This is a genomic window from Limimaricola pyoseonensis, assembly GCF_900102015.1.
Taxonomy (GTDB): Bacteria; Pseudomonadota; Alphaproteobacteria; order Rhodobacterales; family Rhodobacteraceae; genus Limimaricola; species Limimaricola pyoseonensis.
This window is the reverse complement of the sequence record NZ_FNAT01000002.1, coordinates 450,930-476,539: the sequence shown is the minus strand read 5'-3', so window position 1 is coordinate 476,539 and position 25,610 is coordinate 450,930. Positions and strand designations below refer to the sequence as shown.

The following is a 25,610-nucleotide window of genomic DNA, read 5'->3' as shown; positions in this document are numbered from 1 at the left end:
GGCGCTCGCGCGGGCCTGCGGCGGCGCGACATCGCTTGTCAGGTCGGCCCCGCTGGCCTAGAGGGGATTCGTTTGCCCGCAGCCCCAGCCCGAGGATCTCCGCATGCGCCTGACCCGCTATTTCCTGCCCGTGCTGAAGGAGACGCCCGCCGAGGCGCAGATCGTCAGCCACCGCTACATGCTGCGCGCCGGCCTGATCAAGCAGGCGGCGGTCGGCATCTACTCGTGGCTGCCGCTGGGCCTGAAGGTGCTGCGCAACATCGAGCGCATCGTCGACGAGGAGCAGCAGAAGGCCGGGCACATCCCGCTCCTGATGCCGACGCTGCAATCGGCCGACCTATGGCGCGAGAGCGGGCGCTACGAGGCCTATGGCGAGGAAATGCTGCGGATCAAGGACCGGCACGGCCGCGACCTGCTCTACGGTCCCACCAACGAGGAGATGATCACCGACATCTTCCGCAGCTACATCTCGTCCTACCGCGACCTGCCCAAGACGCTCTACCACATCCAGTGGAAGTTCCGCGACGAGATGCGCCCCCGCTTCGGCGTGATGCGCGGCCGCGAGTTCCTGATGAAGGACGGCTACAACTTCGACGTCGACAAGGCGAGCGCGCTCGAGGCCTATGACCGCCACATGGTGAGCTACCTGCGCACCTACGAGCGGATGGGCCTGAAGGCGATCCCGATGCGCGCCGACAGCGGCCCGATCGGCGGCGAGAACACGCACGAGTTCCTGGTGCTGGCCGAGACCGGCGAGAGCGAGGTGTTCTACGACAGCGCGATCCTCGACCTGCAGCTGGCGGACCGCGTGGTGAACTACGAGGACCCGAACCAGCTCAAGGAGATCGTCTCGGAGTGGACGACGCCCTACGCGCGCACCGACGAGACGCACGACCCGGCGCTGTTCGACGCGGTCCCCGAGGAGCGCCGCCGCTCCTCGCGCGGGATCGAGGTCGGCCAGATCTTCTACTTCGGCACCAAGTATTCCGAGGCGATGGGCGCGACCGTGACCAATGCCGAAGGGCAGCGCGTGCCGGTCGAGATGGGCTCCCACGGCATCGGCGTCAGCCGCCTCGTCGGCGCGATCATCGAGGCGAGCCACGACGAGAAGGGCATCATCTGGCCCGAAGGCGTGACGCCGTTCCACGTGGGCATCGTCAACCTGCGCCAGGGCGACGCCGAGACCGACGCGGCCTGCGCCGGCATCTATGCCGGTCTTCAGGCGCTGGGCCTCGACCCGCTCTACGACGACCGCAACGAGCGCGCCGGCGCCAAGTTCGCCACGATGGACCTGATCGGCCTGCCGTGGCGGATCACCGTCGGCCCGAAGGGTCTGAAGAACGGCGTGGTCGAGCTGGTCTCGCGCCGCACCGGCGAGAGCGAGGAGCTGCCGCCCGAGCAGGCGGTGGAGAAGATCGCCCGCATCTACGCCTATCTCTGAGGCCGGTTCAGGCCACCGACGAGGCCGCCAGATCGGCGATCCGCGACAGCCGGGCGGCCTCGGGCACCGAGAGCCGGCCCGGCGCCGCCCAGGCGACGCCGCGAAACGCCACCCCGGCCGCCTGGGCCGTGGCCTCGTCCACCTCGGTGTCGCCCACATAGAGCGCGGTGCCGCCGCCGAGATCCTCGAGCACCGCCAGGAGATGCCCGGGATCGGGCTTGCGCGCCGGCACGGAATCGGCGCCTCGCACCGCCAAGAAGTAGGATCCGAGCCCCGTCGCCTCGAGGATCGAGAGCGTCAGCGCCTGCGGCTTGTTGGTGCAGACCCCGAGCCGCCAGCCCAGCGCCTGCAGCCGCGCCAGGTCCTCTGCGACATGCGGATAGAGCCGGCCCTCGCGCAGCGGCTCCTCGGCATAGGCCTCGAGATAGGCCGCGGTCAGATAGTCGATGTCGGACGGCGCGGCCGGGATGCGCTGGCGGATCAGGAGGTCGCCGACCAGCCGCTGCGCGCCGTTGCCGACCATTTCGGCGATCAGCGAGGGTTCGGTCCGGTCGAGCCCGTGCCGGGCGAAGACGCGATTGACCGCGTGGGCGATGTCGGGCGTGCTGTCGAGCAGCGTGCCGTCGAGATCGAAAATGGCGGTGCGGATCACCGGCTCCCCCGGATTCGCGCCTGTTATCATCCGCCTCCCCCGCATCTCCTGCCCCTTACGTTAGGCGGCTGCGCGGGACACTGCAATGGTGGGCGGGCGCGCGGGCCTAGAGTTCGATCTCGGGCGCGGGATCGGGCCGGAACGGCGGCGCCTCGGGCCGGCGGCGGATGATGATGTCGCCATTGGGCAGGATCTCGGGCGGCTCGTAATTGGCGATGTCGTCGATCCGGTCGAGCACCGCCATCAGCGCCGGCCCCATCTCCGACAGCAGCGCCCGCAGATGCGGCCCGGCCTTCGCGGCGAAGCCCCTGAAATCCTCGATCGCCGGCTCCATCTCGCCGAGCAGACCCTCGAAGAACAGATCCGCCCCCTCCTGCATCAGCCCGAACCCCTCGGACTCCTCGGTCTCGGGGGTCTCGGGCGTGGCCTCGAGCTGTGCCATGGCAGGGGCGGCGCTGAGCAAGGCGATGGCGGCGGCGGTGGCGATGCGTGTCATGGCCGGGGATCTAGCCGGAGGTCGCGCCCTGTCCAGACAGGTCGAGATCGAGCGTGACCGGGAAATGGTCCGAGGCGGTCAGCAGCGCCTCGCGCAGGGCGGGATCGTCGCGGATCGCGGGGTCGTCGAGCGGGTGCCAGATCCGCCAGCGGGGGCGGCAGGCCATGAGATCCGGCGAGACCATCACGTAGTCGAGCAGCGCCGAGAGGATATGCCAGTCGGGCGGCACCGCGAAGCGCGCCGTCGCCGGCCCCGCGCCAGCGGGCCGCGCAAGCGCCGCCCGGGCATGCGGATCGAAGAGGCGCAGCGCCTCTGGCCCGCCCTCGCCCATCGCCACCTCGACGCCCGAGCGGCCGAACAGCCGCTCTTCGGCGTCGAGGCCGGGCCCGTCGTTGAAATCGCCCAGCACCACGAGGCTGTCGCCCGCCTCGAGATGATCCTCGATCCGCGCCCGCAGCCAGGCGCATTGCGCCAGCTGCTTGCGCCGGTTCTCTATGGCGATGCGCCGGGCCTCGCCGGGCGTCTCCGCGCCATGCGGCGCCTTGGATTTCGCGTGCACGCCGATCAGCCGCAGCGCCCGCCCCTCGGCCCGCACCTCAAGCTCGAGCGGCGGCTTCGACCAGGCGACCGGCGGCCCCTCGATCCGCGCGGGCCCCGATGGCGCGTCGAAGCGCGGCGCCCCCGGCGCGGCGCGCGGGTCGTGGCGGGCCGACAGCACCGCGGCGTCGTGCAGGAAGGCGATCTCCTGCTGGGTATGGCTGGGAAAGCCGATCACGGCCTCGCGGGTCCGCAGCCGTTCCTCGGCGGCGAAGCGTTCGAGCGCGCGCACGCCGCTGCGCCGTCCGCCGGTGTCGGGCGCCTCGATCAGCATCACCCCGTCGGCGTCGATCGCGCGCAGCACCCGGGCGATCGCCTCGATCTGCGCCCCGCGGGAGACGCCGTGGCGGCCCGAATCGCCGTCATCGCGCAGCGGGCGGCCGGACGCGTCGAACAGCCGGTCGAACCAGGCGACGTTCCACGTCGCCAGCCGCATCAGGCGCGGTCCCCGGCTCCGTTCCCGCCCGGCCCCGGCATCGCGACCGTCTCCGCCGCGTCGCGCAGCTCGTTGATCCGCTCCCAGGCCCGGTTGGCGGCGATCAGGCGCTTCTCGGCCATCTGCATCGCCTCCTCCGGCAGGCCGCGCGCGGCCAGCCGGTCGGGATGGGTCTCGCGCACCACCGCCCGCCAGGCGCCGCGGATCGTGCCCAGATCGTCGTCCGGCTCGACCCCGAGAACGTCGTAGGGGTCGGGCTCGGCATCGGGCACGAAGCGCGCCCTGAGCCGCGCGAAGCTGCGCTCGTCGATCTCGAAGATCCGCGCCACCTCCTGCAGGAAGGCGTTCTCGTCGGGGTGGTAGTCGCCATCGGCCAGCGCGATGTGGAAGAGCCCCTCCATCAGGTCGCAAAGCGGGCCGCGCTCGTTGCGGAACATGCGCGCGATGCGCCGCGCGTAATCCTCGAAGCCCGCGACGTCGGTGCGGGCCATGTTGAACACGCGCGCGGCGTTCTTCTCCTCCTCGGGCGGGATGGTGAAGACCTCGCGGAAGGCCGCGACCTCGTTGCGGGTCACCTGCCCGTCGGCCTTGGCCATCTTGGCGCCCAGCGCGATCACCGCGATCGCAAAGGCGACCGAGCGTTCGGGCGGGGCGCGCAGCAGGTCGAACACCGCCGACAGGCTTTCGCCCTGGCGGAGCGCGGCGATGGCCTGGGCTATGCGGGTCCAGATCGACATGGGCACACCTTAGCGCCGCAGCGCGGCGTTGTCAGAGACGTTTCTGCAGGATGGCAAGATCGAGCCAGCGGCCGAACTTGCGCCCCACCTCGGGCATGAGGCCGGTCCGCTCGAAGCCCAGCCGCTCGTGGAAGGCGAGCCCGGCGCGGTTCTCGGCGGTGACGCAGGCCACCATCACGTGCTTATCGGCGGCGCGCGCGGTCTCGAACAGCTGCGCCATCATCGCCCGGCCGACGCCGCGGCCGTGCAGATCCTCGCCCAGCAGGATGGTGTGCTCGACCGTGTGGCGGTAGCCGTCGGTGCCGCGGAAGGGAAACCAGCGTGCCAGGCCGCGCGCGCCCCGCCCCTCGTCCCAGACGAGAAACGGATCGCCCGCCGTGATCAGCTGCGCCACCTCGGCCTCGCTGCGCTCGGTCGCGTTGAAGATGGTGGTGGTGTCGCGGATCACCCGGTTCCACAGCGTCGCGAGCGCGGGCGCGTCGTCGGGGGTGGCGGATCGGATCATGGCGCGGTCCTTTTCGGTCTCGCCGCGACATGCGCCGATCCTCGGGCGGAGCGCAACCCCCGGCCCGGCCGCGTCTAGAGCTGCAGCTCCGGACGTTGCCAGCTGGCCCGGCCGGTCAGGCTGAGCGCGGCCTGCCGCGGCAGCAGGTTGATCTCGTGATGCAGGCGCCGCAGCCGCTCGACCGGGTGTTTCTTGCGCCGCCGCTCGGCCGACAGGTCCGAGGCGGTGCCCGCCATGTCCTGCCGCGCCATGGCCGGCGTCATCAGCGCCACGTCGAGGCGGTCGAAGACAGGCGAGACGTTGGGGCTGAACAGCAGGTGGTCGGTCGGCATGTCGATCTCGAAATCGCCTTCGAGGATCGCGCGGGCCGCCTCACGCCTGAGCCAGAAGCAGGCCGCGCCGGCCCGGCGCGAATGCAGCCGGTGCAGCTTTCGCTGCGGGTCGAAGGGCGCGCGGGCGAGTTCTGGGCCGAGCAGCACCTTGCCCTGCCCCGATCCGAACTGCTCGAGCTGCACGAGGCCGATGCCCTCGGGCACGAAGGACGCGTCGCGCGCCATCGGCGCCAGAGCCGGGGACAGCCGCACGTCGTCCTGCAGGAAGATCGCGCTGTCGCGGCCATCGGCGAGGAAGATCTCGAGCGCCGCGAGGAAGGAGGCCGCGTAGCACTGGCTGCCGCGGCCCATCCGCACGCGGTGGCCGCGATCGGCCACGCGCGGATGCACCCGGCCGGCCGGCACGGCGCGCGCGTCGAGCGCCGGGATCCGGGTCCAGCCCGTCAGCCCGATCCGGTCGAGCTGCGCGCGCATCTCCGCCAGCCGATCGGCGCGGCGATCGAGATTGACGAGATAGACGGCGCTTTGCATCCGATACTCCTGCGGTCGTGAACGGCGAGCGGTGCTACCTCTCGTGGAAACGCCCGTGGCGCAAGGGGGCGCCCGCCCCGCGCCCCGCATCGGCGACAAAAATCCGGGTGCGACGTTGCGACGGTCTTCGCGGCGAGCGAATTCGTGCCTATGTTCAGGATCATGGGACAAGTTTTCACGCTGCCCGCGGCATGTCTGGCCGCGATCATCGCGGTAGGACAGGCCGCCGCCGCGCAGGAGCCGGCCGAAGCGCTGATCTCGCGCTGGCAGGATCAGCCGGCCGCCGCCTACCCCGTGGGCGAAGCCGAGCTCGAGCAGTTCGAATACCGGCTCAGGCCGGTGATCGTCTTTGCCGACAGCCCGGACGACCCGCAGTTCCGCCGCCAGATCGCGCTTCTGGGCGAGCTGGTGGACGAGCTGGTGGCGCGCGACGTGATCATCCTGATCGACACCGATCCCGATGCGCGCAGCCCGATCCGCAGATCGCTGCGCCCGCGCGGCTTCGCGCTGCTTCTGATCGGCAAGGACGGCCGCATCGCCCAGCGCAAGCCGGCGCCCTTCTCGGGGCGCGAGCTGATCCGCGCGATCGACAAGCTGCCCTTGCGCCAGCAGGAGATCCGCGACGCCAACCGCGCCCCCGGCGCCGCCCGCGACACGACCGAGATGACGCCGCCGCAGATCCGCTGACATGCGAAAGGGCCGCCGGGATCGCTCCCGACGGCCCTTCCAATGCGCCGCCCCGGCCAGGCCGAAGCGGCCCGCAGGCTTAGTAGCAGCCGCGGGCGTTCGGGTTGGTCACGCAGGGCGCGATGCCGCCGATCGCACCGCCGACCAGCGCGCCGGTCACGGCGTCTTCGCCGGTCAGTTCGGCAGCGGCAGCGCCGGCAAGGGCGCCGGTGGCAGCGCGCTCGCCCGGCGAGGCGCCGCAGGCGGCGAGGGTCACGGCGACGCCGAGCGCGCCGAAGAGTTTGAACATGGATGCCATGGAAGGTCTCCGAAGGTGGTCTGTTGTGCCCCAGATAGAGCCGTCACTGCCATGCGCCACTGCGAGGTGCAAGATACTTGCGCATCGCTGCAACAGGTGACGGGCCGCCATGCCACGCCGGTCGGCGGCATCCCGCCGCCCGCCGGCCCTTCCGCCTACCGGTCTTCGTCGTCGACCTCGTCCCAGTCCTCCGCCTCGCCGGTGCCGGCGAAGACGTCCGGGAAGCTGCGGCGCGCCTCGGCGAGGTCGATCCTGAGCAGCGCGTCGTAGTCCTGCGGGTCGAAGGGGTCCTCGGCGGGCACCACCTCGCGGCCGAACAGCCAGCTCAGCCGCCCGGCGTCGAGATTGCCCCGCACGAAGGGCTCCTCGCCGAACTGCGCCCAGAGCGCGGCCATGAAGCCCTCGTCGGCGCGCTTGTCGGGCGGGCGGCGGTCGCGGAAGCGCTCGCGCCGGATGATCTTGGTCGGCCCCTCCTTCGAGGCACGGCGGATGGTGAACTGGTAGTCGGTGCCGGGCAGCCGGCTGGGAAAGCCGCGGTGCTTTTCCATTCTGTCGGTCCTCACGGGGCTGTCTCGGCCGCGGCGCGGCCCTTCGGGCCCCCGTGATAGCGCGGCCGCCCCGCCCCGGCCAGCCGGGTCAGCTGCCGGCGTGACGCCAGCCGGCGCGGCGCGCCTCGGCCTCCGAGCAGAACCAGCGCTCGCCCTTGCCGGTGTCGATCTTCGTGCGGCCGTAGAACGGGTCCTGCGGCAGGTGGTAGATCCGCCCGCCGCCCGAGACGTTGCCCTTGATCGTGCATTCGCCCGGCGCGGGCGCGTTGGCCTCGGCGCGGGCCTCGCGCCGGCCGCGGCGCCAGTCGGCCGGGTCCTGGACCGTGCCGCGCCAGATGCCGCGCCCGTCGTCGCGGGCCTCGCGCTCGTGGTTCACATAGGCGTCGGAATATTCCTCGTAGGCCAGCGCCAGCCCGGCCGAGACGATCGCCTCGCCGAGATCGCGCCCCTCGATGGCGCAGCGCGCCACGATCCGGCCGTAGCGGTCGGTGTCGACCTCGGCGCAGACCGCCTCGCGCCCCGCGAATCGCAGCGTCACCTCCTGCGTGACCCAGTCGCCGCAGGCCCAGTCGGCCCCGCCCGGCGTCTCGCAGCGCTGCGCCGCCTCGGGCGCGTCGACCCCGTGCAGCCGCACCCGCTCTCCGCCCACGTCGAAGGTGTCGCCGTCGACCACGACCAGCCGGCCGGCGGGGCCGGTCGGGTCGGGCGCGGCGGCGCAAAGGCCGACCAGGGCGAGAAGCGCGAAGCAGGCCATGCCGGGGATGTCGGGCGAAACGCCCGCCCCGGCAAGGCCGATCTTAACTTTTGGTTAAGCAATTTGTGCCCAACCGCCGATTCTAGCGCTGCGAGACCCGCCAGTTCGGGTGGATCCAGGGCTGCTCGTTGAGCGGCGCGAGATGACGGCCGAGAATGTGGTCGGAGGCCTTCTCGCCCACCATGATCGACGGCGCGTTGAGATTGCCGTTGGTGATGCGCGGGAAGATCGAACTGTCGGCCAGCCGCAGCCCCTCGACCCCGATCACCCGGCATTCGGGGTCGACCACCGCCCCGGCATCGTCGGCCGCGCCCATCCGGCAGGTGCCGCAGGGGTGATAGGCGCTCTCGGCATGTTCGCGGATCGCCTCGTTCAGCTCCTCGTCGCTCTGCACCTTCTCGCCGGGCTGGATCTCGTGGCCGCGATAGGGCGCGAAGGCCGGCTGGGCGAAGATCTCGCGCGTCAGCCGGATGCAGGTCCGGAACTCGGCCCAGTCCTTCTCGGTCGACATGTAGTTGAACAGGATCTTCGGCGCCCGCGCCGGGTCGGCCGAGGCCAGCGTGACCTGCCCGCGCGATTCCGAGCGCATCGGCCCGACATGCACCTGGAAGCCGTGCCCCTCGGCCGGGGCCTGGCCGTCGTAGCGCACCGCCATCGGCAGGAAGTGGTACTGGATGTCGGGATACTCGACGCCCGCGCGCGAGCGGATGAAGCCCGCGCTCTCGAACTGGTTCGAGGCGCCGAGGCCGGTGCGCGACAGCATCCACTGCGTGCCGGCCTTGCCCTTCCCCCACAGGTTCCAGTGGCTGTAGAGCGACACCGGCTGGGTCGCGGCCATCTGGACGTACATCTCGAGATGGTCCTGCAGGTTCTGGCCGACGCCGGGGCGGTCGGCCTTCACATCGATGCCGTGCTCGGCCAGATGCGCGGCCGGGCCGATGCCCGACAGCATCAGGATCTTGGGCGAGTTGATCGAGGAGGCGGCGAGGATCACCTCGCGGCGCGCCTTGACGATCTCGGGGCGCGCGTCGCCGCGGCTGATCTCGACGCCGGTGGCCCGGCCCTCCTCGATCACCACGCGATGCGCCAGCCCGCGCACCAGCGTGCAATTGTCGCGCTTGAGCGCCGGGCGCAGATAGGCGTTGGCGGCCGACCAGCGGGTGCCCTGCCAGATCGTCGCCTCCATCGGGCCGAAGCCTTCCTGCTTCTCGCCGTTGTAGTCGTCGGTGAGCTGGTAGCCCGCCTGCGCCCCGGCCTCGACGAAGGCGCGGGTCAGCGGGTTGTCGCGCGGCCCGCGGGTGACGTGCAGCGGGCCGTCATGGCCGCGGCGCGCCGGGTCGCCGCCATGGCCGCCATCGTGCCAGTTCTCCATCCGCTTGAAGTAGGGCAGCACCGAGGCGTAGTCCCAGCCTTGCGCGCCCATCTCCGACCAGGTGTCGAAGTCGCGCGCATGGCCGCGCACATAGACCATGCCGTTGATCGAGGAGGAGCCGCCGATCACCTTGCCGCGCGGCGTCACCAGCTGCCGGCCGCCGAGATGCGGCTCGGGCTCGGACTTGTAGCCCCAGTCGTAGCGCGCCATGTTCATCGGGTAGCTCAGCGCGCCGGGCATCTGGATGAACGGCCCGGCATCGGTGCCGCCATACTCGATGACGATCACGCTCCGGCCGGCCTCCGACAGCCGGTAGGCCATGGCGCAGCCGGCGCTGCCGGCCCCGACGATCACATAATCCGCTTCCATTTCTGCCATCCATCTTCTGTCGGGGCGGCCGGCCGGCCGCCCCTGTCCTTGCGTTTCAGCGCCTCGCGCGGCTCAGAACGGCGCCTCGACCTCGCCCATCGCGACGTAGACGGTCTTGAGCTGGCTCCAGTGCTCGATCGCCACCTGCCCGTTCTCGCGGCCGACGCCGGACATCTTCATGCCGCCGAAGGGCGCCTCGACGGGCGTCAGGTTGTAGGTGTTGATCCAGCACGACCCGGCCTGCAGCCCCGCCACGAAGCGGTGCGCGCGGGCGAGGTCGCGGGTGAAGACCCCGGCCGAGAGGCCGTAGACCGTGGCGTTGGCGCGCTCGAGCGCCTCCTCCTCGGTGGCGAAGCCGAACACCGACATCACGGGGCCAAAGATCTCCTCGCGCGCGATGGTCATGTCGTCCTTCACGTCGGCGAAAACGGTGGGCTCGATCCAGAACCCCTCGCGCTCGGGCCGGCCGCCGCCGGTGACCAGCCGCGCGCCCTCGGCCACGCCCTGGGAGATGAAGCCCTCGACGATCTCGCGCTGGCGCTCGGACACCATCGGCCCGAAATTGACGCTCTGGTCCATCGGGTCGCCCATCTTCACGCCCTTCAGCCGCTCGGAGAGCCGCTCGATGAAGGCGTCGCGGATGCCGTCCTGCACGAAGACGCGGGTGCCGTTCGAGCAGACCTGCCCGGTCGAGTAGAAATTGGCGTTGATCGCCGCCGAGACCGCGTCCTCGAGGCTGGCGTCGTCGAAGATCACCAGCGGCGACTTGCCGCCGAGCTCCATCGTCACCGACTTCATGTCGGCGGCGGCGGCGGCATAGACCTTGCGGCCCGTGGGCACCGAGCCGGTGAGCGAGACCTTGGAGACCCGGTCGTCGCCGACCAGCCCCGCGCCGACCTCGCCATAGCCCTGCACCACGTTGAACACGCCGTCGGGCAGGCCCGCCTCCTTGAGGATCTCGGCCACCTTCAGCGCGCAGAGCGGCGTGGTCTCGGAGGGCTTGAACACCATGGTGTTGCCGCAGGCCAGCGCCGGGGCGGCCTTCCAGCAGGCGATCTGGGTCGGGTAGTTCCAGGCGCCGATGCCGACGGTGACGCCGAGCGGCTCGCGCCGGGTGTAGATGAAATCCTCGCCCAGCTGGATGTGCTCGCCCGCCAGCGTCGCCGCGATGCCGCCGAAATACTCGAGCGCGTCGGCGCCCGAGGTGGCGTCGGCCACCAGCGTCTCCTGCAGCGGCTTGCCGGTGTCGTAGGTCTCCAGCTCCGACAGCTCGCGATTGCGTTCGCGCATGATGTCGGCGGCGCGGCGCAGGATGCGGCCGCGCTCGGTGCCGGTCATCGCCGCCCAGGCAGGCTGGGCGCGCTTGGCGGCGGCGATGGCGCGGTCGACCAGCGCCGGGGTCGCGGCGTGGAGGTTGGCCACGGTGGCGCCGGTCGCCGGGTAGATCACCGGCAGCGCGGCGCCGGCCTCGTCCTCGACATAGGCGCCGTCGATGAAGTGGCTGGCCTCGGGCTGGGTGTCGTAGCTCATGTCGGGTCCTCTGTTCGTCTCATTCCCCGCGCGGAAAGCGCTGGCTTTCCTCGAGGATGTTCAGGTCCATGTGATTGCGCATGTAGCGTTCGGAGGCGGCGCGGAGCGGCTGGTGGTCCCAGGGGTAGTAGCCGCCCTGCCGGAGCGCCTCGTAGACCACGTGGCGGCGCGCCTGGCTGGCGCGCACCTCGGCGTCCACCGCGTCGAGATCCCAGCGTTCGGCCGCCATGGCGCGGAACCGCGCCAGGATGTCGGCGTGGTCGGGATCGCCCGCGAGATCCGCCCGCTCCTGCGGGTCGGCCTCGAGGTCGAAGAGCTGGTCGGGATCGGCCGGGCAGGCCGTGTACTTGTACCGCCCCTCGCGCAGGGCGATCATCGGCGCGATCGAGCCTTCGGCGGCGTATTCCATCGCCACCGGCGTGCTGCGCCGACCACCCTGCCCCAGCGGCACGAGGCTCTCGCCATCGGTCCAGGGCATGACCTCGGCGAGGTCGACGCCGGCGAGGTCGCACAGCGTCGGCGTCACGTCGACGGTCGAGACCGGGTCGTCGATCCGGCCCGGCTCCAGCCCCGGCGCGGCGATCATCAGCGGCACACGGGCCGAGCCCTCGAAGAAGCTCATCTTGAACCACAGCCCGCGCTCGCCGAGCATGTCGCCATGGTCCGAGACGAAGACCACGATCGCCTCCTGGCGCGTGTCCTCGAGCACCTGCAGGATCTCGCCGATCTTGTCGTCCACGTAGGAGATGTTGGCAAAGTAGCCCTGGCGCGCCCGGCGCACCTCTTCGGGCGAGATGTCGAAGGCGCGGAAATCGCTGGCCTCCATCAGCCGCCGCGAATGCGGATCCTGCGCCTCGAAGGGGATCGCCGGGCTGGCCGGGTCGAGATGCGCGCAGCCCTCGTAGAGATCCCAGTACTTGCGCCGCGCGACGTAGGGATCGTGCGGATGGGTGAAGCTCACCGTCAGGCACCAGGGCCGCGCGTCATGGCCGCGCGCGAGGTCGTAGAGCCGGGTCTTGGCCTGGTGGGCGACGTCGTCGTCGTATTCCAGCTGGTTGGTGATCTCGGCCACGCCGGCGCCGGTGACAGAACCGAGATTGTGGTACCACCAGTCGATCCGCTCGTCGGGGCGGCGCCAGTCGGGGGTCCAGCCGAAATCGGCGGGGTAGATGTCTGTGGTCAGCCGCTCCTCGAAGCCGTGCAGCTGGTCGGGACCGACGAAATGCATCTTGCCCGACAGGCAGGTCTGCCAGCCGGCGCGGCGCAGGTGATGCGCGAAGGTCGGCATGTCCGAGGCAAACTCGGCCGCGTTGTCGTAGACGCCGGTGCGGAAGGGCAGCCGGCCCGACATGAAGGACGCCCGGCCCGGCGCGCAGAGCGGGCTTGCGGTATAGGCGTTGGCGAAACGCGCCGAGCGCGCGGCCAGCCGCCTGAGATTGGGGGCGTGCAGCCAGTCGGCCGGGCCGTCGGGAAACAGCGTGCCGGTGAGCTGGTCCACCATCAGCACGAGGATGTTCGGCCGGGCGGTCATTTCAGCTCCAGCTCGAGCGCGGCGAGCAGCTGCCTGACGGCGCCGGGGCCGTCGGGCGCGCCGCCGGTCAGCCCCTGCTTGAGATACAGCCCGTCGATCAGCGCCGCGAGCCGCTCGGCCGCGTCGCCGGCGCCGCGCCCGAGCAGCGGGCGCAGGTCGTGGGCGAGGTTGGAGCGCAGCCGGGCGTGGTAGATGCGCAGCAGCCGCGCCGCGCGCGGCGAGGTGCGCGCCAGCACGTAGAAGTTCATCCAGGCCGCCACCACCTCGGGACGGAAATTGCTCGGCGCGAAGTTGGTCCGCAGGATCGCCGCCACCCGGGCGCGCGGGTCGCCCCTTGCGGCCACCAGAGCCTCGCGCACCTCGGCCGAATAGACCGCCAGGAGGTAGCGCATCGCGGCCAGGAAGATCTGGTCCTTGTTGCCGAAATAGTGATGCGCCAGCGCCGAGGACATGCCGGCCCGACGGGCGATCTGGGCCACCGTGACGTCGAGCGAGCCCTGCACGCCGATCTCCTCGATCGTCGCTTTGACCAGTGCAGCGCGGCGTATAGGCTCCATTCCGAGCTTGGGCATAAAGGGTCTCCGCTCCGGCCCGGTCGGGCGACCGGGTTGCATCCGCGACCTTAATCGGGTTTTTATTGACGCGTCAATCAAGAACCCGGAACCACAGAGAGGACCAAAAAGATGATGCTTCGCACCACGATCAGCGCGCTGGCGCTGACCGCCGCCGCGGCAACCGGCGCCGCGGCGCAGGAGGCAGAAAGCTGCGGCCAGATCACCTTCTCCGACGTCGGCTGGACCGACATCACCGCCACCACCGCGGTGACCACGGAGATCCTCGAGGCGCTGGGCTACGAGACCGACGTGAAGATCCTGTCGGTGCCGGTGACCTATACCTCGATGGCCGATGGCGACATCGACGTGTTCCTCGGAAACTGGATGCCGACCATGGAGGGCGACATCGCCCCCTACCGCGAGGCCGGCACGGTCGAGACCGTCCGCACCAACCTGACCGGCGCGAAGTACACGCTGGCCACCAACGCCGCGGGCGCCGCGCTGGGCATCGACAGCTTCGACGACATCGCCGCCAATGCCGATGCGCTCGACGCCGAGATCTACGGCATCGAGCCGGGCAATGACGGCAACCGCCTGATCCTCGACATGATCGAGGCCGGCGCCTTCGGGCTGAGCGAGTTCGAGCTGGTCGAAAGCTCCGAGCAGGGCATGCTGGCGCAGGTCGACCGCGCCTCGCGCCGCGACGAGCCGGTGATCTTCCTCGGCTGGGAGCCCCACCCGATGAACGCCAGCTTCGACATGACCTATCTCGAGGGCGGCGACGACTGGTTCGGACCGAACCTCGGCGGCGCCGAGGTCAACACCAACACCCGCGCCGGCTTCGTCGCGGAATGCCCGAACGTGGGCCAGCTGCTCCAGAACCTCGAGTTCAGCCTCGAGATGGAGAACGAGATCATGGGCGCGATCCTGAACGACGGCGAGCAGCCGCGCGACGCCGCGCGTGCCTGGCTGTCGCAGAACATGGACGCGCTCGGCCCCTGGCTCGAGGGCGTGACCACGATGGATGGCGGCGAAGCGATGCCCGCCGTCGAGAGCGCGATCGCGGGCTGACGCCCCTTGGGGCGCGGCGGGACGACCGCCGCGCCCTGCCCTTTCCGGCCCCGGCCGCATGGCCGCGCGGGCCGCCTTCTTTTCGGCCGGAGCGATCCGGCCCCCCGCCGCCGACATCCGGATCGCCGCGAGGCCCCGCTCAGCCGAGCCGCGCCGCGCGCCCGCGATCCCCCACGGACACGGAGACGAGATGATGACAGCCGGACGACCGCAGCACCGCATCGGAGGCCCCCGCGCATGGAGATGATCCCCAAGATCCCGGTCGGAGACTGGTCGGCCACCGCATTCGAATGGCTCGAGATCAACCTCGCGATCCTGTTCGACACGCTCTCGACCCTGCTCGAAGCGATGATCGACGGCATCCTGTGGCTGCTGCAGGAGCCGCCCTCGCTGCTGGTGGTCGCGGTCTTCGTCGGCCTCACCTACGCGCTGCAGCGGCGCTGGCAGCCGGCGCTTCTTGTGGCGCTGGGCTTCCTCTTCGTGCTGAACCAGGGCTACTGGGAAGAGACCACCGAGAGCCTGACGCTGGTGCTTTCGGCCTGCGTGGTCTGCATGGGGATCGGCGTGCCGATCGGCATCGCCGTGGCGCACCGGCCCCGCCTCTACGCCTGGGTCGCGCCGGTGCTCGACCTGATGCAGACCCTGCCGACCTTCGTCTACCTGATCCCGGCCATCGTCTTCTTCGGCATCGGCATGGTGCCGGGTCTGATCGCCACGGTGATCTTCGTGCTGCCGGCGCCGATCCGGCTGACGCAGCTCGGCATCTCCAACACGCCCACCGCGCTGATCGAGGCGGCGCAGGCCTTCGGCGCGACGCCGCGCCAGCTTCTGTGGAAGGTCGAGCTGCCCTCCGCCTTCCCGCAGATCATGACCGGCCTGAACCAGACCATCATGCTGTCGCTGTCGATGGTCGTGATCGCCGCGCTGGTCGGCGCCGACGGGCTTGGCGTACCGGTGGTGCGCGCCCTCAACTCGGTCAACACCTCGCTCGGCTTCGAGAGCGGCTTCGTGATCGTGGTCGTCGCGATCATGCTGGACCGCGCGCTGCGGGTGACACGGAAATGAGCATGAACGAACAGAACCAACCCCGCCCCGCCGTCGAGTTCGACGCCGTCAACATCGTCTTCGGCGACAAGCCGCACGAAGCGCTGCCGCTGATGGACGAGGGCCTCGAACGCCACGAGATCACCGAGAGGACCGACCAGGTGCTCGGCGTGCACAACTGCACGCTCGACGTCCCCGAGGGCGAGATCCTCGTGCTGATGGGCCTGTCGGGCTCGGGCAAGTCGACGCTCCTGCGCGCGGTGAACGGCCTCAACCCGGTGGTGCGCGGCGACGTGCGCGTGCGCATGGGCGACGAGATGGTCTCGGTCACCGGCGCGCCGAAGAAGACGCTGCGCGAGATTCGGCTGCACCATGTCGCCATGGTGTTCCAGCAGTTCGGCCTGCTGCCTTGGCGCACGGTGCGCGACAATGTCGGGCTCGGCCTCGAGCTCGGCGGCATGAACCGCGCCGAGCGGCGCGAGCGGGTCGAGACCGAGCTGGAAATGGTCGGCCTCGCCGACCGGGCCGACGCGCTGGTGGGCGAGCTTTCGGGCGGCATGCAGCAGCGCGTGGGCCTCGCCCGCGCCTTCGCCACCGACGCGCCGATCCTGCTGATGGACGAGCCCTTCTCGGCGCTCGACCCGCTGATCCGCGCCCGGCTGCAGGACGAGCTTCTCGACCTGCAGGCGCGCAAGAAGCGCACCATCATCTTCGTCAGCCACGACCTCGACGAGGCGTTCAAGCTCGGCAACCGCATCGCCATCATGGAGGGCGGCCGGATCGTGCAGGCCGGCACGCCGCGGCAGATCTTCACCAAGCCCGCCAACGGCTACGTGCAGGATTTCGTCGCCCACATGAACCCGCTCGGCGTGCTCTGCGCCCGCGACGTGATGGACGAGAACGCCCAACTCGCGGCCGAGGGCCAGTGCGAGGCCTCGACGCCGATCCGCGAGGTGATGGCGCGGATCCACGCCACGCCCGCGCCGCTCGACGTGCTCGAGAACGGCCAGGTGATCGGCCAGGTCAGCCCCGGCTCGATCCTCGAGCGTCTGGGCGAGCTGCCTTCCGACTGACCGGCACCGCGTCGGGCGTGGCGGCGGTCGCCGCCCGCCGCGCCCGCGCCTCGCGCCAAGTGATGAACAGCACCGCGCCCATGATGATCGCGCCGCCCAGCAGGGTGAACGGGTCCACCGGCTCCCCGAACAGGAGCGCGCCGATCGCCACCGCCCAGACCAGCTGCAGGAAGGTGACCGGCTGCGTGACCGTCAGCGGCGCCGCCGCGAAGGCGCGCGTCATCGCGTAATGCCCGCCGGTGCCGAGACCGGCGGCGAGAAACAGGTACACCAGCGCCTCCGCCCCCGGCGCCTGCCAGACCGGCAGCGCGAAGGGAAGAAGGCCCAGCGGCACCATCAGCGACAGCATCGCCACGATCACCTCGGGCGCGAGGTCGTCCGACAGCCGCTTCACCACGAGGTAGCCCGAGGCGATCAGCATCGCCGTGCCCATCATCGCGATGTGGCCGGGGTCGATCTCGCGCAGGCCGGGGCGCAGCACCACGAAGGCGCCGACGAAAGCCGCCCCCACCGCCGCGAGACGGCGCGGCGGCAGCGGCTCGCCCATCAGCAGCGCCGCCCCCACCGTCACCCAGATCGGGTTGAGGTAGTTGATCGCCGTCACGTCGCCCAGCGGGATGCGAGCGATCGCGAAGAACCACAGCCCCACCCCGCAGCTGTGCAGCACCGCGCGCAGGCCCAGAAGCCGCCAGAGCCGCGGCGTGATCCGCGCCCGGCGCAGCGCCGGCAACATCGGCAAGAGGAAGGGCAGCCCCAGCGCGAAGCGCAGCAGCGCCGTCTGCGCCGCCGGCAGCGCCGGGCCCACCGCCTTGATCAGCACCGTCATGCCGACGAAGCACAGCCCGGCCGCCACCATCCAGCCGATCCCGGCGATGGGCGAGCCTTCCGAACGCGCGATGGATGCTGTCGTCATGCAAATCTCCTCGCGTCACCTGAGGGCAAAGCCGGCCGGGATGCAAGCCCGGCCAAGGTGCAGGCCGGGGATAGGGCATGCTGATCAAGAGAAGGAAGCGGGCCTCAGCCGCCCCAGACCAGCCCGGCGGCGATGCTCCACATCACCACCGCGATGCCGGCATCGAGCACGCGCCAGGCGGCGGGCTTGGCGAAGACCGGGCGCAAGAGCCGCGCGCCGTAGCCCAGCGCGAAGAAGAACAGGAAGGAGGCCGAGACCGCGCCCACGCCGAAAGCCGCCTCGACCCCTACGAAGCGCGAGGCGATCGAGCCCAGCAGCACCAGAGTGTCGAGGTAGACATGCGGGTTGAGCCAAGTCAGCGCGAGGCAGGTCAGCACCGCACGGCGCAGCCCGGCCGCGCCGTCATCGGCGGCGCGCAGCGCCTCGCCGCCGCGCCAGGCGGCCAACAGCGCCTTCGCGCCATAGATCACCAGGAAAGCGGCCCCGCCCCATCGCAGCACGGGCGCGATCCAGGGCGCGGCCTGCGCCAGCGCCGCGAAGCCCGAGACCCCGGCCGTAATCAGCACCGCGTCCGACAGCGCGCAGGTCAGCACCACGGCCAGCACATGCTCGCCCCTGAGCCCCTGTCGCAGCACGAAGGCGTTCTGCGCGCCGATGGCGAGGATGAGGGACAGCCCGAGCGCGACGCCGGCGAGATAGGCGGAGGCGAAGGTCATCGCGTTTGACTAAGGCCGGATACCGGATTAGCCAAATTAAAAGAACTGCGCTCGATTAAGCCAAGCTCATGATGGACTACCCCGCGCTCGCCGCCTTGGCCGCGGTGCTTCGCACCGGCAGTTTCGATCTGGCCGCGAGCGCGCTCGCGGTGACGCCGTCCGCCGTGTCGCAAAGGGTGCGCGGTCTCGAGGAGCGGCTGGGCGCCGTGCTGGTCGAACGCGGCCGCCCCTGCCGCGCCACCGCCGCCGGGGCGCGACTGTTGCGGCACCACGACGAAGTGCGCCTGCTGGAGGCCGGGCTCGACCGCGAGATCGGCGTGGCGGACAGCGGCTGGCCGACCGTCCATCTGGCGGTGAACGCCGACAGCTTGGCCACGTGGTTCCTGCCCGCGCTGGCGGGGCACGAGATGCTGTTCGACCTATCGATCGACGACCAGGAGCACAGCGCCGACCAGCTGCGGCGCGGCGCCGTCAGCGCCGCCGTCACTTCCCGGTCGGGGCCGGTGCAGGGCTGCGATTCAGAGCCGCTGGGCGCGCTACGCTACCGCGCCATGGCCCGGCGAGACGTGGCGGAGCGCTGGTTTCCGGAGGGGGTCGACGCCACCGCGCTCGCCGCCGCACCGTCGCTGGTCTATGATGCGCGCGACAGGCTGCAGGCGGACTGGGCCGAGCGCGTCTCGGGCCGCCCGGTCGCCCTGCCCGCGCACCGGATCGCCTCGACCCAAGGGTTTCTCGACGCGGTGCGGCTCGGGCTCGGCTGGGCGATGATCCCTGAGGTCATGCTGCCCGAGGATCGCGACCTGGTCGAACTGTCGCCTGTCCCGCTGGACACGCCGCTGCACTGGCAGGTGGCGCGCGGCATGGCCGGGCCGCTCGAAGCGCTGACGCGGGCGGTCAGGCGCGCCGCGCGCGCGGCGCTGGTTCAGAACGGCACGTCGTCGGCCTGATCGGCGGCCACCACGAAGCGCGCCACCACCTTCTTCTCGCCCGCCTTGTCGAAGGCCACGTCGAGCTTGTCGCCCTCGACGCCGCGGATCGTGCCGTAGCCGAACTTCTGGTGGAACACCCGGTCGCCTTCCGTGAAGGAGGACATCGCCGTCATGTCGATGGTGATGTTCTTGGCCTCGGCCGGCTGGCGCATCTGCCGCTGCTGGCCGCGCGCCTGCAGCCGCTTCCAGCCGGGGCTGTTGTAGACGTCGGCCTTGGCGGCACGGTCGTGCAGGTGCGAGCCCTGGCTTTCCATGATCGCAGGCGAGGCGCTGGCCGCCATGCCCGCCGCGCCGTAGCCGCCGCCATAAAGGCCCGGCGGGGTCAGCACCTCGACATGCCCCTCGGGCAGCTCGTCGATGAAGCGCGAGGGCAGCTGGCTCTGCCACTGGCCGTAGACCCGGCGGTTGGCGGCGAAGGAAATCGTGCAGACCGCCTCGGCGCGGGTGATGCCGACATAGGCCAGCCGCCGCTCCTCCTCGAGGCCCCGCAGCCCGCTTTCGTCCATAGAGCGCTGCGAGGGGAACAGCCCGTCCTCCCAGCCCGGCAGGAACACCATCGGGAACTCGAGGCCCTTGGCGGCGTGCAGCGTCATGATCGACACCTTCTCGCCCTCCTCGGCCTGCTCGTTGTCCATGATCAGCGCGACGTGCTCGAGGAAGCCCTGCAGGCTGTCGAAGCTCTCGAGCGCCTTCACCAGCTCCTTGAGGTTCTCGAGCCGGCCCGGCGCCTCGGGCGTCTTGTCGTTCTGCCACATCGTCGTGTAGCCGCTCTCGTCGAGGATCATCTCGGCGAGCTCGACATGGGTGTCGCTCTCGCCCACGACCTGCGCATGCCAGCGGTCGAGCGCGTCGACGAGGATGGTCAGCTCCTTCAGGCCCTTGCCGCCCAGCAGCCGGCCCTGCACCACGAGCCGCGCGCCCTCGACGAGGCTCACGCCGTTCGAGCGCGCGGTGCGCTGGATCGTCTGCACCGCCTTGTTGCCCAAGCCCCGCTTCGGCGTGTTGACGATCCGCTCGAAGGCGAGGTCGTCGTCGAGCGAGACGGCGAGGCGGAAATAGGCCATCGCGTCGCGGATCTCGAGCCGCTCGTAGAAGCGCGGGCCGCCGATCACGCGATACGGCAGGCCGATGGTCAGGAAGCGGTCTTCGAAGGCGCGCATCTGGTGCGAGGCGCGCACGAGAATGGCCATGGAATCGAGGCCGAAGGGCTGCATGCCGCGCGTGCCCTTCTGCGCCGCCTCGATCTCCTCCCCGACCCAGCGCGCCTCCTCGTCGCCGTCCCAGTGGCCGATCAGGCGCAGCTTCTCGCCCTCCTCTTCCTCGGTCCAGAGCGTCTTGCCGAGCCGGCCCTTGTTGGCGGTGATGAGGCCCGAGGCCGCGCCGAGGATATGCGGGGTCGAGCGGTAGTTCTGCTCGAGCCGGATCACTTCGGCGCCGGGAAAGTCCTTCTCGAAGCGCAGGATGTTGCCCACTTCGGCGCCGCGCCAGCCATAGATCGACTGGTCGTCGTCGCCGACGCAGCAGATGTTCTTGTGGCCGCCGGCCAGAAGCCGCAGCCAGAGATACTGCGCGACGTTGGTGTCCTGGTACTCGTCGACGAGGATGTAGCGGAACCAGCGGCGATACTGGTCGAGCACGTCGTCGCGGGTCTGGAAGATCGTGACCATGTGCAGCAGCAGGTCGCCGAAATCGACGGCGTTCAGTTCCTTCAGCCGCTGCTGGTAGGCGGCGTAGAGCTTGCGGCCCTTGCCGTCATAGGCCGAGGCGTCGGCGGTCGGCACCGCCTCGGGCGTGAGCGCGCGGTTCTTCCAGTCGTCGATGATGCCGGCCAGCATCCGCGCCGGCCAGCGCTTGTCGTCGATGTTCTCGGCCGCGACCAGCTGCTTCAGGAGGCGGATCTGGTCGTCGGTGTCGAGGATGGTGAAGTTCGACTTCAGCCCGACCAGCTCGGCATGGCGGCGCAAGAGCTTGACGCAGATCGCATGGAAGGTGCCGAGCCAGGGCATGCCCTCGACCGCCTCACCCAGCATCCGGCCGATCCGCTCCTTCATCTCGCGCGCGGCCTTGTTGGTGAAGGTCACGGCGAGGATCTCGTTCGGCCGCGCCCGGCCCGTCCGCATCAGGTGCACGATCCGCGCGGTCAGCGCCCGGGTCTTGCCGGTGCCCGCCCCCGCCAGCATCAGCACCGGTCCGTCGAGCGTCTCGACCGCCTGCCTCTGGGCGGGGTTGAGACCGTCGAGATAGGGCGCGCCGCCGGGCTGGGCCATGGCGCGGCGCGACAGGGGTTGGGCGGCGGCCTCGAAGGCCTCGTCGTCGGAGAAGCTGCTCATGCGCGGCAATCTAGCGCCGCGCCGTTCGGAATGAAAGCGGCGTTCGGTTAATGTTCCGTCCGCTTCCGGATCACGAAACCGCCGGACGCGGCAGCGAGGCGTGCCGGCACCGCCCGGCGCAACCTATTCGTTAGCGCTAACGCGCATACAATGCATAGGTCCCGACGCCGCGCGAGACACATCATGTCGGGGCTATACTGCACCGCAGAAACTTCTAGACTGCCGCCGACCGACGGAGGGGTAGTTATGGCGGAATTCCAGAAGATCCTGATCGCCAACCGGGGCGAGATCGCGATCCGCGTGATGCGCGCGGCCAACGAGATGGGCAAGAAGACCGTGGCGGTCTATGCCGAGGAGGACAAGCTCGGCCTGCACCGCTTCAAGGCGGACGAGGCCTATCGCATCGGCGAGGGGCTCGGCCCCGTTCAGGCCTACCTCTCGATCCCCGAGATCATCCGGGTGGCCAAGATGTCGGGCGCCGACGCGATCCACCCGGGCTACGGCCTGCTCTCGGAGAACCCCGAATTCGTCGACGCCTGCGCGGCCGCCGGCATCACCTTCATCGGCCCCAAGGCCGAGACCATGCGCAAGCTCGGCGACAAGGCCTCGGCCCGCAAGGTGGCGATCGAGGCCGGCGTGCCGGTGATCCCGGCCACCGAGGTGCTGGGCGACGACATGGAGGCGATCCGCAAGGAGGCCGCCGAGATCGGCTACCCGCTGATGCTCAAGGCCAGCTGGGGCGGCGGCGGCCGCGGCATGCGGCCGATCCAGTCCGAGGACGAGCTGGCCGAGAAGGTGCGCGAGGGCCGGCGCGAGGCCGAGGCCGCCTTCGGCAACGGCGAGGGCTACCTCGAGAAGATGATCACCCGCGCCCGCCACGTCGAGGTACAGATCCTCGGCGACCAGATGGGCCAGATCTACCACCTGTGGGAGCGCGACTGCTCGGTCCAGCGCCGCAACCAGAAAGTGGTCGAGCGCGCCCCCGCCCCCTACCTCTCGGGCACCCAGCGCGAACAGCTGTGCAATCTCGGCAAGAAGATCTGCCAGCACGTGAACTACGAGTGCGCCGGCACGGTCGAGTTCCTGATGGACATGGATTCGGGCGAGTTCTACTTCATCGAGGTGAACCCCCGCGTGCAGGTCGAGCACACGGTGACCGAGGAGGTCACAGGCATCGACATCGTGCGCGCGCAGATCATGATCGCCGAGGGCAAGTCGATCGTCGAGGCGACCGGCTGCGCCAGCCAGTACGACGTCAAGCTCGACGGCCACGCGCTGCAGTGCCGGGTCACCACCGAGGACCCGCAGAACAGCTTCATCCCCGATTACGGTCGGATCCAGACCTACCGCTCGGCCACCGGCCCGGGCATCCGGCTCGACGGCGGCACCGCCTATTCCGGCGCGGTGATCACCCGCTTCTACGATTCGCTGCTGACCAAGGTGACGGCGCGCGCGCCGACGCCCGAGATGGCGATCGCCCGCATGGACCGCGCGCTGCGCGAGTTCCGGATTCGCGGCGTGAGCACCAACATCGACTTCGTCATCAACCTGCTGAAGCACCCGACCTTCCTGTCGAACGAGTACACCACCAAGTTCATCGACACGACGCCGGACCTGTTCAAGTTCGACAGCCGCCGCGACCGCGCGACCCGGCTGCTGACCTACATCGCCGACATCACGGTAAACGGCCATCCCGAGACCGAGGGCCGCCAGCGCCCCGGCGCCGAGGCCCGGCCGCCGCGCGCCCCCGCCCCGCGGGTCGAGCAGCCCGTCGCCGGCACCCGCCAGATCCTCGAGGAGAAGGGCCCGCAGGCCGTCGCCGACTGGATGAAGGCGCAGGAGCGGTTGCTGATCACCGACACCACCATGCGCGACGGCCACCAGTCGCTTCTGGCGACCCGGATGCGCTCGATCGACATGGTCCGCGTCGCGCCCTCCTACGCGGCCAACCTGCCCGAGCTGTTCTCGGTCGAGTGCTGGGGCGGCGCCACCTTCGACGTGGCCTACCGCTTCCTGCAGGAATGCCCGTGGCAGCGGCTGCGCGACATCCGCGCCAAGATGCCCAACATCATGACGCAGATGCTGCTCAGGGCCTCGAACGGGGTGGGCTACACCAACTACCCCGACAACGTGGTGCAGGGCTTCGTGAAGCAGGCGGCCGAAAGCGGCGTCGACGTGTTCCGGGTCTTCGACAGCCTGAACTGGACCGAGAACATGCGCGTCGCGATGGACGCGGTGATCGATGCCGGCAAGCTCTGCGAGGGCACGATCTGCTACACCGGCAACCTGCTCGACGCCAAGCGCGACAAGTACGACCTCGACTACTACGTCGCGATGGCCAAGGATCTCGAGAAGGCCGGCGCGCATGTGCTGGGCCTGAAGGACATGGCGGGCCTGCTGAAGGCGCCGGCCGCGACCAAGCTCTTCACCGCGCTGAAGCAGGAGGTGGGCCTGCCGATCCACTTCCACACCCACGACACCTCCGGCGCCGCGATCTCGACCGTGATGGCGGCGGCGGCGGCCGGCGTCGACGCGATCGACGCGGCGATGGACAGCTTCTCGGGCAACACCTCGCAGCCGACGCTGGGCTCGATCGTCGAGGCGCTCTCGGGCACCGAGCGCGACACCCATCTCGACATCGACGCGATCCGCGAGATCTCGAACTACTTCGAGACGGTGCGCGCGCATTACGCCGCCTTCGAAAGCGGCCTGCAGGCCCCGGCCTCCGAGGTCTACCTGCACGAGATGCCCGGCGGGCAGTTCACCAACCTCAAGGCGCAGGCGCGTTCGCTCGGCCTCGAGGAGCGCTGGCACGAGGTCGCCAAGACCTATGCCGAGGTGAACATGATGTTCGGCGACATCGTGAAGGTCACGCCGTCCTCGAAGGTGGTGGGCGACATGGCGCTGATGATGGTGAGCCAGGGGCTGACCCGCGCGCAGGTCGAGGATCCGTCCCACGACGTCTCCTTCCCCGACAGCGTCATCGACATGATGAAGGGCAATCTCGGCCAGCCGCCGGGCGGCTGGCCCACCTCGCTGCAGAAGAAGGTGCTGAAGGGCGAGAAGCCGCTGAAGGACCGCCCCGGCAAGCACCTGAAGCCGGTGGATTTCGAGGCGGCGCGGGCCGAGGCCTCGCAGGCCTGCGGCGGCATGGAGATCGACGACGAGGATCTGCAGGGCTACCTGATGTATCCCAAGGTCTTCACCGACTACGCCCGCCGGCATGCCCAGTACGGCCCGGTGCGCACCCTGCCCACCCGCAACTTCTTCTACGGGATGGAGCCCGGCGAGGAGGTCTCGGCCGAGATCGACCCCGGCAAGACGCTGGAGATCCGGCTGCAGGCGGTGGGCGAGACCGGCGAGGACGGCGAGGTGCGGGTGTTCTTCGAGCTGAACGGCCAGCCGCGCACGATCCGGGTGCCGAACCGCAAGGCCGCGGCCACCAGCGCCAAGCGCCCCAAGGCCGAGATCGGCAACCCGGCCCATGTCGGCGCGCCGATGCCCGGCGTGGTCTCCACCGTGATCGCCCAGCCCGGCCGAAAGGTGAAGCAGGGCGACATGCTGCTGACCATCGAGGCGATGAAGATGGAGACCGGCCTGCATGCCGAGCGCGACGGCACGGTCAAGGCGGTGCATGTCACGCCCGGCGCGCAGATCGACGCCAAGGACCTGCTGGTCGAGCTGGAATGAGCCGGCTCGGCAATGTCAGCCTCGTCGTGCCCGATTACGACGAGGCGATCGCCTTCTTCACCGGGCCGATGGGCTTCGAGCTGGCCGAGGACGTGGCCATGGGCGACAAGCGCTGGGTCCGGGTGGTGCCGTCTTCGGGCGGCACCGGCCTGATCCTCGCCCGCGCCGACACCGCCGAGCAGCGCGCCGCGATCGGCGCGCAGGGCGGCGGCCGGGTCTGGCTGTTCCTCGAGACCGCGGATTTCGCCGGCGACCACGCGCGGATGCGCGACGCCGGCGTGGTGTTCGAGGAGGCGCCGCGCCACGAGCCCTATGGCACCGTGGCGGTGTTTCGCGACCCCTGGGGCAACCGCTGGGACCTGATCGAGCCGGGCGAACGCTGATCGGGGACTGACCGGGTGCTGCCCGGCGGCT

The 25,610-nt window shown here is 70.3% G+C and carries 24 protein-coding genes; 8 read left to right on the top strand and 16 right to left on the bottom strand.

What is annotated here, in order from left to right; all coding sequences use genetic code 11:
- The first annotated feature begins 103 nt into the window (after positions 1-103).
- Positions 104-1,441: a proline--tRNA ligase gene (gene proS / locus BLT43_RS06145; RefSeq protein WP_090111046.1), complete on the top strand. Its 1,338-nt coding sequence runs from the start codon at positions 104-106 to the stop codon at positions 1,439-1,441.
- A 7-nt stretch (positions 1,442-1,448) separates the two neighbouring features.
- Here the strand turns inward: proS and BLT43_RS06140 are convergent, their stop codons facing one another.
- The 6 genes from BLT43_RS06140 to BLT43_RS06115 all read right to left on the bottom strand — a co-directional run bounded on the left by BLT43_RS06140 (position 1,449) and on the right by BLT43_RS06115 (position 5,727).
- Positions 1,449-2,123: an HAD-IA family hydrolase gene (locus BLT43_RS06140; RefSeq protein WP_165612549.1), complete on the bottom strand. Its 675-nt coding sequence runs from the start codon at positions 2,121-2,123 to the stop codon at positions 1,449-1,451.
- A gap of 76 nt (positions 2,124-2,199) precedes the next feature.
- Complete coding sequence (locus BLT43_RS06135; protein ID WP_090111043.1) at positions 2,200-2,589, bottom strand: hypothetical protein; 390 nt, start codon at positions 2,587-2,589, stop codon at positions 2,200-2,202.
- 10 nt (positions 2,590-2,599) lie between these two features.
- Positions 2,600-3,622 carry an endonuclease/exonuclease/phosphatase family protein gene (locus tag BLT43_RS06130; RefSeq protein ID WP_090111041.1) on the bottom strand — a complete coding sequence of 341 codons (1,023 nt, stop codon included), beginning with the start codon at positions 3,620-3,622 and terminating at the stop codon, positions 2,600-2,602.
- On the bottom strand, positions 3,622-4,359 hold the full coding sequence (locus BLT43_RS06125; RefSeq protein WP_090111039.1) for a molecular chaperone DjiA: 738 nt from the start codon (positions 4,357-4,359) through the stop codon (positions 3,622-3,624). Before BLT43_RS06125 ends, BLT43_RS06130 begins: the two co-directional genes overlap by 1 nt.
- Positions 4,360-4,390: 31 nt before the next feature.
- The gene (locus tag BLT43_RS06120; RefSeq protein ID WP_090111038.1) at positions 4,391-4,864 is read right to left on the bottom strand and encodes a GNAT family N-acetyltransferase; all 474 of its coding nucleotides are present in this window, start codon (positions 4,862-4,864) and stop codon (positions 4,391-4,393) included.
- A 74-nt stretch (positions 4,865-4,938) separates the two neighbouring features.
- Positions 4,939-5,727 (bottom strand): hypothetical protein, encoded by a 789-nt coding sequence (locus BLT43_RS06115; RefSeq protein ID WP_090111036.1) that lies wholly within the window; start codon positions 5,725-5,727, stop codon positions 4,939-4,941.
- A gap of 162 nt (positions 5,728-5,889) precedes the next feature.
- Between BLT43_RS06115 and BLT43_RS06110 the strand changes: the two genes are divergently transcribed.
- On the top strand, positions 5,890-6,414 hold the full coding sequence (locus BLT43_RS06110; RefSeq protein WP_090111516.1) for a DUF4174 domain-containing protein: 525 nt from the start codon (positions 5,890-5,892) through the stop codon (positions 6,412-6,414).
- Between the two features lie 79 nt (positions 6,415-6,493).
- Here the strand turns inward: BLT43_RS06110 and BLT43_RS06105 are convergent, their stop codons facing one another.
- The 7 genes from BLT43_RS06105 to betI all read right to left on the bottom strand — a co-directional run bounded on the left by BLT43_RS06105 (position 6,494) and on the right by betI (position 13,388).
- Positions 6,494-6,712 carry a hypothetical protein gene (locus BLT43_RS06105; protein ID WP_131802625.1) on the bottom strand — a complete coding sequence of 73 codons (219 nt, stop codon included), beginning with the start codon at positions 6,710-6,712 and terminating at the stop codon, positions 6,494-6,496.
- Positions 6,713-6,867: 155 nt separating this feature from the next.
- Complete coding sequence (locus BLT43_RS06100; RefSeq protein ID WP_090111032.1) at positions 6,868-7,260, bottom strand: hypothetical protein; 393 nt, start codon at positions 7,258-7,260, stop codon at positions 6,868-6,870.
- A gap of 88 nt (positions 7,261-7,348) precedes the next feature.
- Entirely contained in the window at positions 7,349-8,014 is a 666-nt protein-coding gene (locus tag BLT43_RS06095) for a thermonuclease family protein (RefSeq protein ID WP_090111030.1), read from the bottom strand.
- 82 nt (positions 8,015-8,096) lie between these two features.
- Positions 8,097-9,755, bottom strand: coding sequence for a choline dehydrogenase (betA, locus tag BLT43_RS06090; protein WP_090111029.1), 1,659 nt, complete (start codon positions 9,753-9,755; stop codon positions 8,097-8,099).
- Between the two features lie 72 nt (positions 9,756-9,827).
- Entirely contained in the window at positions 9,828-11,285 is a 1,458-nt protein-coding gene (betB, locus tag BLT43_RS06085) for a betaine-aldehyde dehydrogenase (protein WP_090111027.1), read from the bottom strand.
- 19 nt (positions 11,286-11,304) lie between these two features.
- Positions 11,305-12,816: a choline-sulfatase gene (betC, locus tag BLT43_RS06080; protein ID WP_090111025.1), complete on the bottom strand. Its 1,512-nt coding sequence runs from the start codon at positions 12,814-12,816 to the stop codon at positions 11,305-11,307.
- Positions 12,813-13,388 carry a choline-binding transcriptional repressor BetI gene (gene betI, locus BLT43_RS06075; protein ID WP_090111023.1) on the bottom strand — a complete coding sequence of 192 codons (576 nt, stop codon included), beginning with the start codon at positions 13,386-13,388 and terminating at the stop codon, positions 12,813-12,815. Before betI ends, betC begins: the two co-directional genes overlap by 4 nt.
- Positions 13,389-13,499: 111 nt before the next feature.
- On the opposite strand from betI, the gene BLT43_RS06070 reads away from it, so the two are divergent.
- The 3 genes from BLT43_RS06070 to choV all read left to right on the top strand — a co-directional run bounded on the left by BLT43_RS06070 (position 13,500) and on the right by choV (position 16,558).
- Positions 13,500-14,441: a choline ABC transporter substrate-binding protein gene (locus tag BLT43_RS06070; RefSeq protein ID WP_090111021.1), complete on the top strand. Its 942-nt coding sequence runs from the start codon at positions 13,500-13,502 to the stop codon at positions 14,439-14,441.
- A gap of 237 nt (positions 14,442-14,678) precedes the next feature.
- Positions 14,679-15,506: a choline ABC transporter permease subunit gene (choW, locus tag BLT43_RS06065; protein WP_090111019.1), complete on the top strand. Its 828-nt coding sequence runs from the start codon at positions 14,679-14,681 to the stop codon at positions 15,504-15,506.
- A gap of 2 nt (positions 15,507-15,508) precedes the next feature.
- The gene (choV, locus tag BLT43_RS06060; RefSeq protein ID WP_423222116.1) at positions 15,509-16,558 is read left to right on the top strand and encodes a choline ABC transporter ATP-binding protein; all 1,050 of its coding nucleotides are present in this window, start codon (positions 15,509-15,511) and stop codon (positions 16,556-16,558) included.
- Here choV and BLT43_RS06055 read toward each other — a convergent pair.
- On the bottom strand, positions 16,509-17,471 hold the full coding sequence (locus tag BLT43_RS06055; RefSeq protein WP_090111015.1) for a DMT family transporter: 963 nt from the start codon (positions 17,469-17,471) through the stop codon (positions 16,509-16,511). The two genes, choV and BLT43_RS06055, sit on opposite strands and share 50 nt — an antisense overlap.
- 104 nt (positions 17,472-17,575) lie before the next feature.
- Positions 17,576-18,187 carry a LysE/ArgO family amino acid transporter gene (locus BLT43_RS06050; protein ID WP_090111013.1) on the bottom strand — a complete coding sequence of 204 codons (612 nt, stop codon included), beginning with the start codon at positions 18,185-18,187 and terminating at the stop codon, positions 17,576-17,578.
- Positions 18,188-18,255: 68 nt separating this feature from the next.
- Between BLT43_RS06050 and BLT43_RS06045 the strand changes: the two genes are divergently transcribed.
- Positions 18,256-19,134: a LysR family transcriptional regulator ArgP gene (locus tag BLT43_RS06045; protein ID WP_090111011.1), complete on the top strand. Its 879-nt coding sequence runs from the start codon at positions 18,256-18,258 to the stop codon at positions 19,132-19,134.
- On the opposite strand, the gene BLT43_RS06040 is transcribed toward BLT43_RS06045, so the two are convergent.
- Positions 19,110-21,506 (bottom strand): ATP-dependent helicase, encoded by a 2,397-nt coding sequence (locus BLT43_RS06040; RefSeq protein WP_090111009.1) that lies wholly within the window; start codon positions 21,504-21,506, stop codon positions 19,110-19,112. The two genes, BLT43_RS06045 and BLT43_RS06040, sit on opposite strands and share 25 nt — an antisense overlap.
- Before the next feature lie 246 nt (positions 21,507-21,752).
- Here BLT43_RS06040 and BLT43_RS06035 point away from each other — a divergent pair, with 246 nt between their 5' ends.
- The gene (locus BLT43_RS06035) at positions 21,753-25,196 is read left to right on the top strand and encodes a pyruvate carboxylase (RefSeq protein WP_090111007.1); all 3,444 of its coding nucleotides are present in this window, start codon (positions 21,753-21,755) and stop codon (positions 25,194-25,196) included.
- Positions 25,193-25,579 carry a VOC family protein gene (locus tag BLT43_RS06030; RefSeq protein WP_090111005.1) on the top strand — a complete coding sequence of 129 codons (387 nt, stop codon included), beginning with the start codon at positions 25,193-25,195 and terminating at the stop codon, positions 25,577-25,579. Before BLT43_RS06035 ends, BLT43_RS06030 begins: the two co-directional genes overlap by 4 nt.
- Positions 25,580-25,610: the final 31 nt, after the last annotated feature.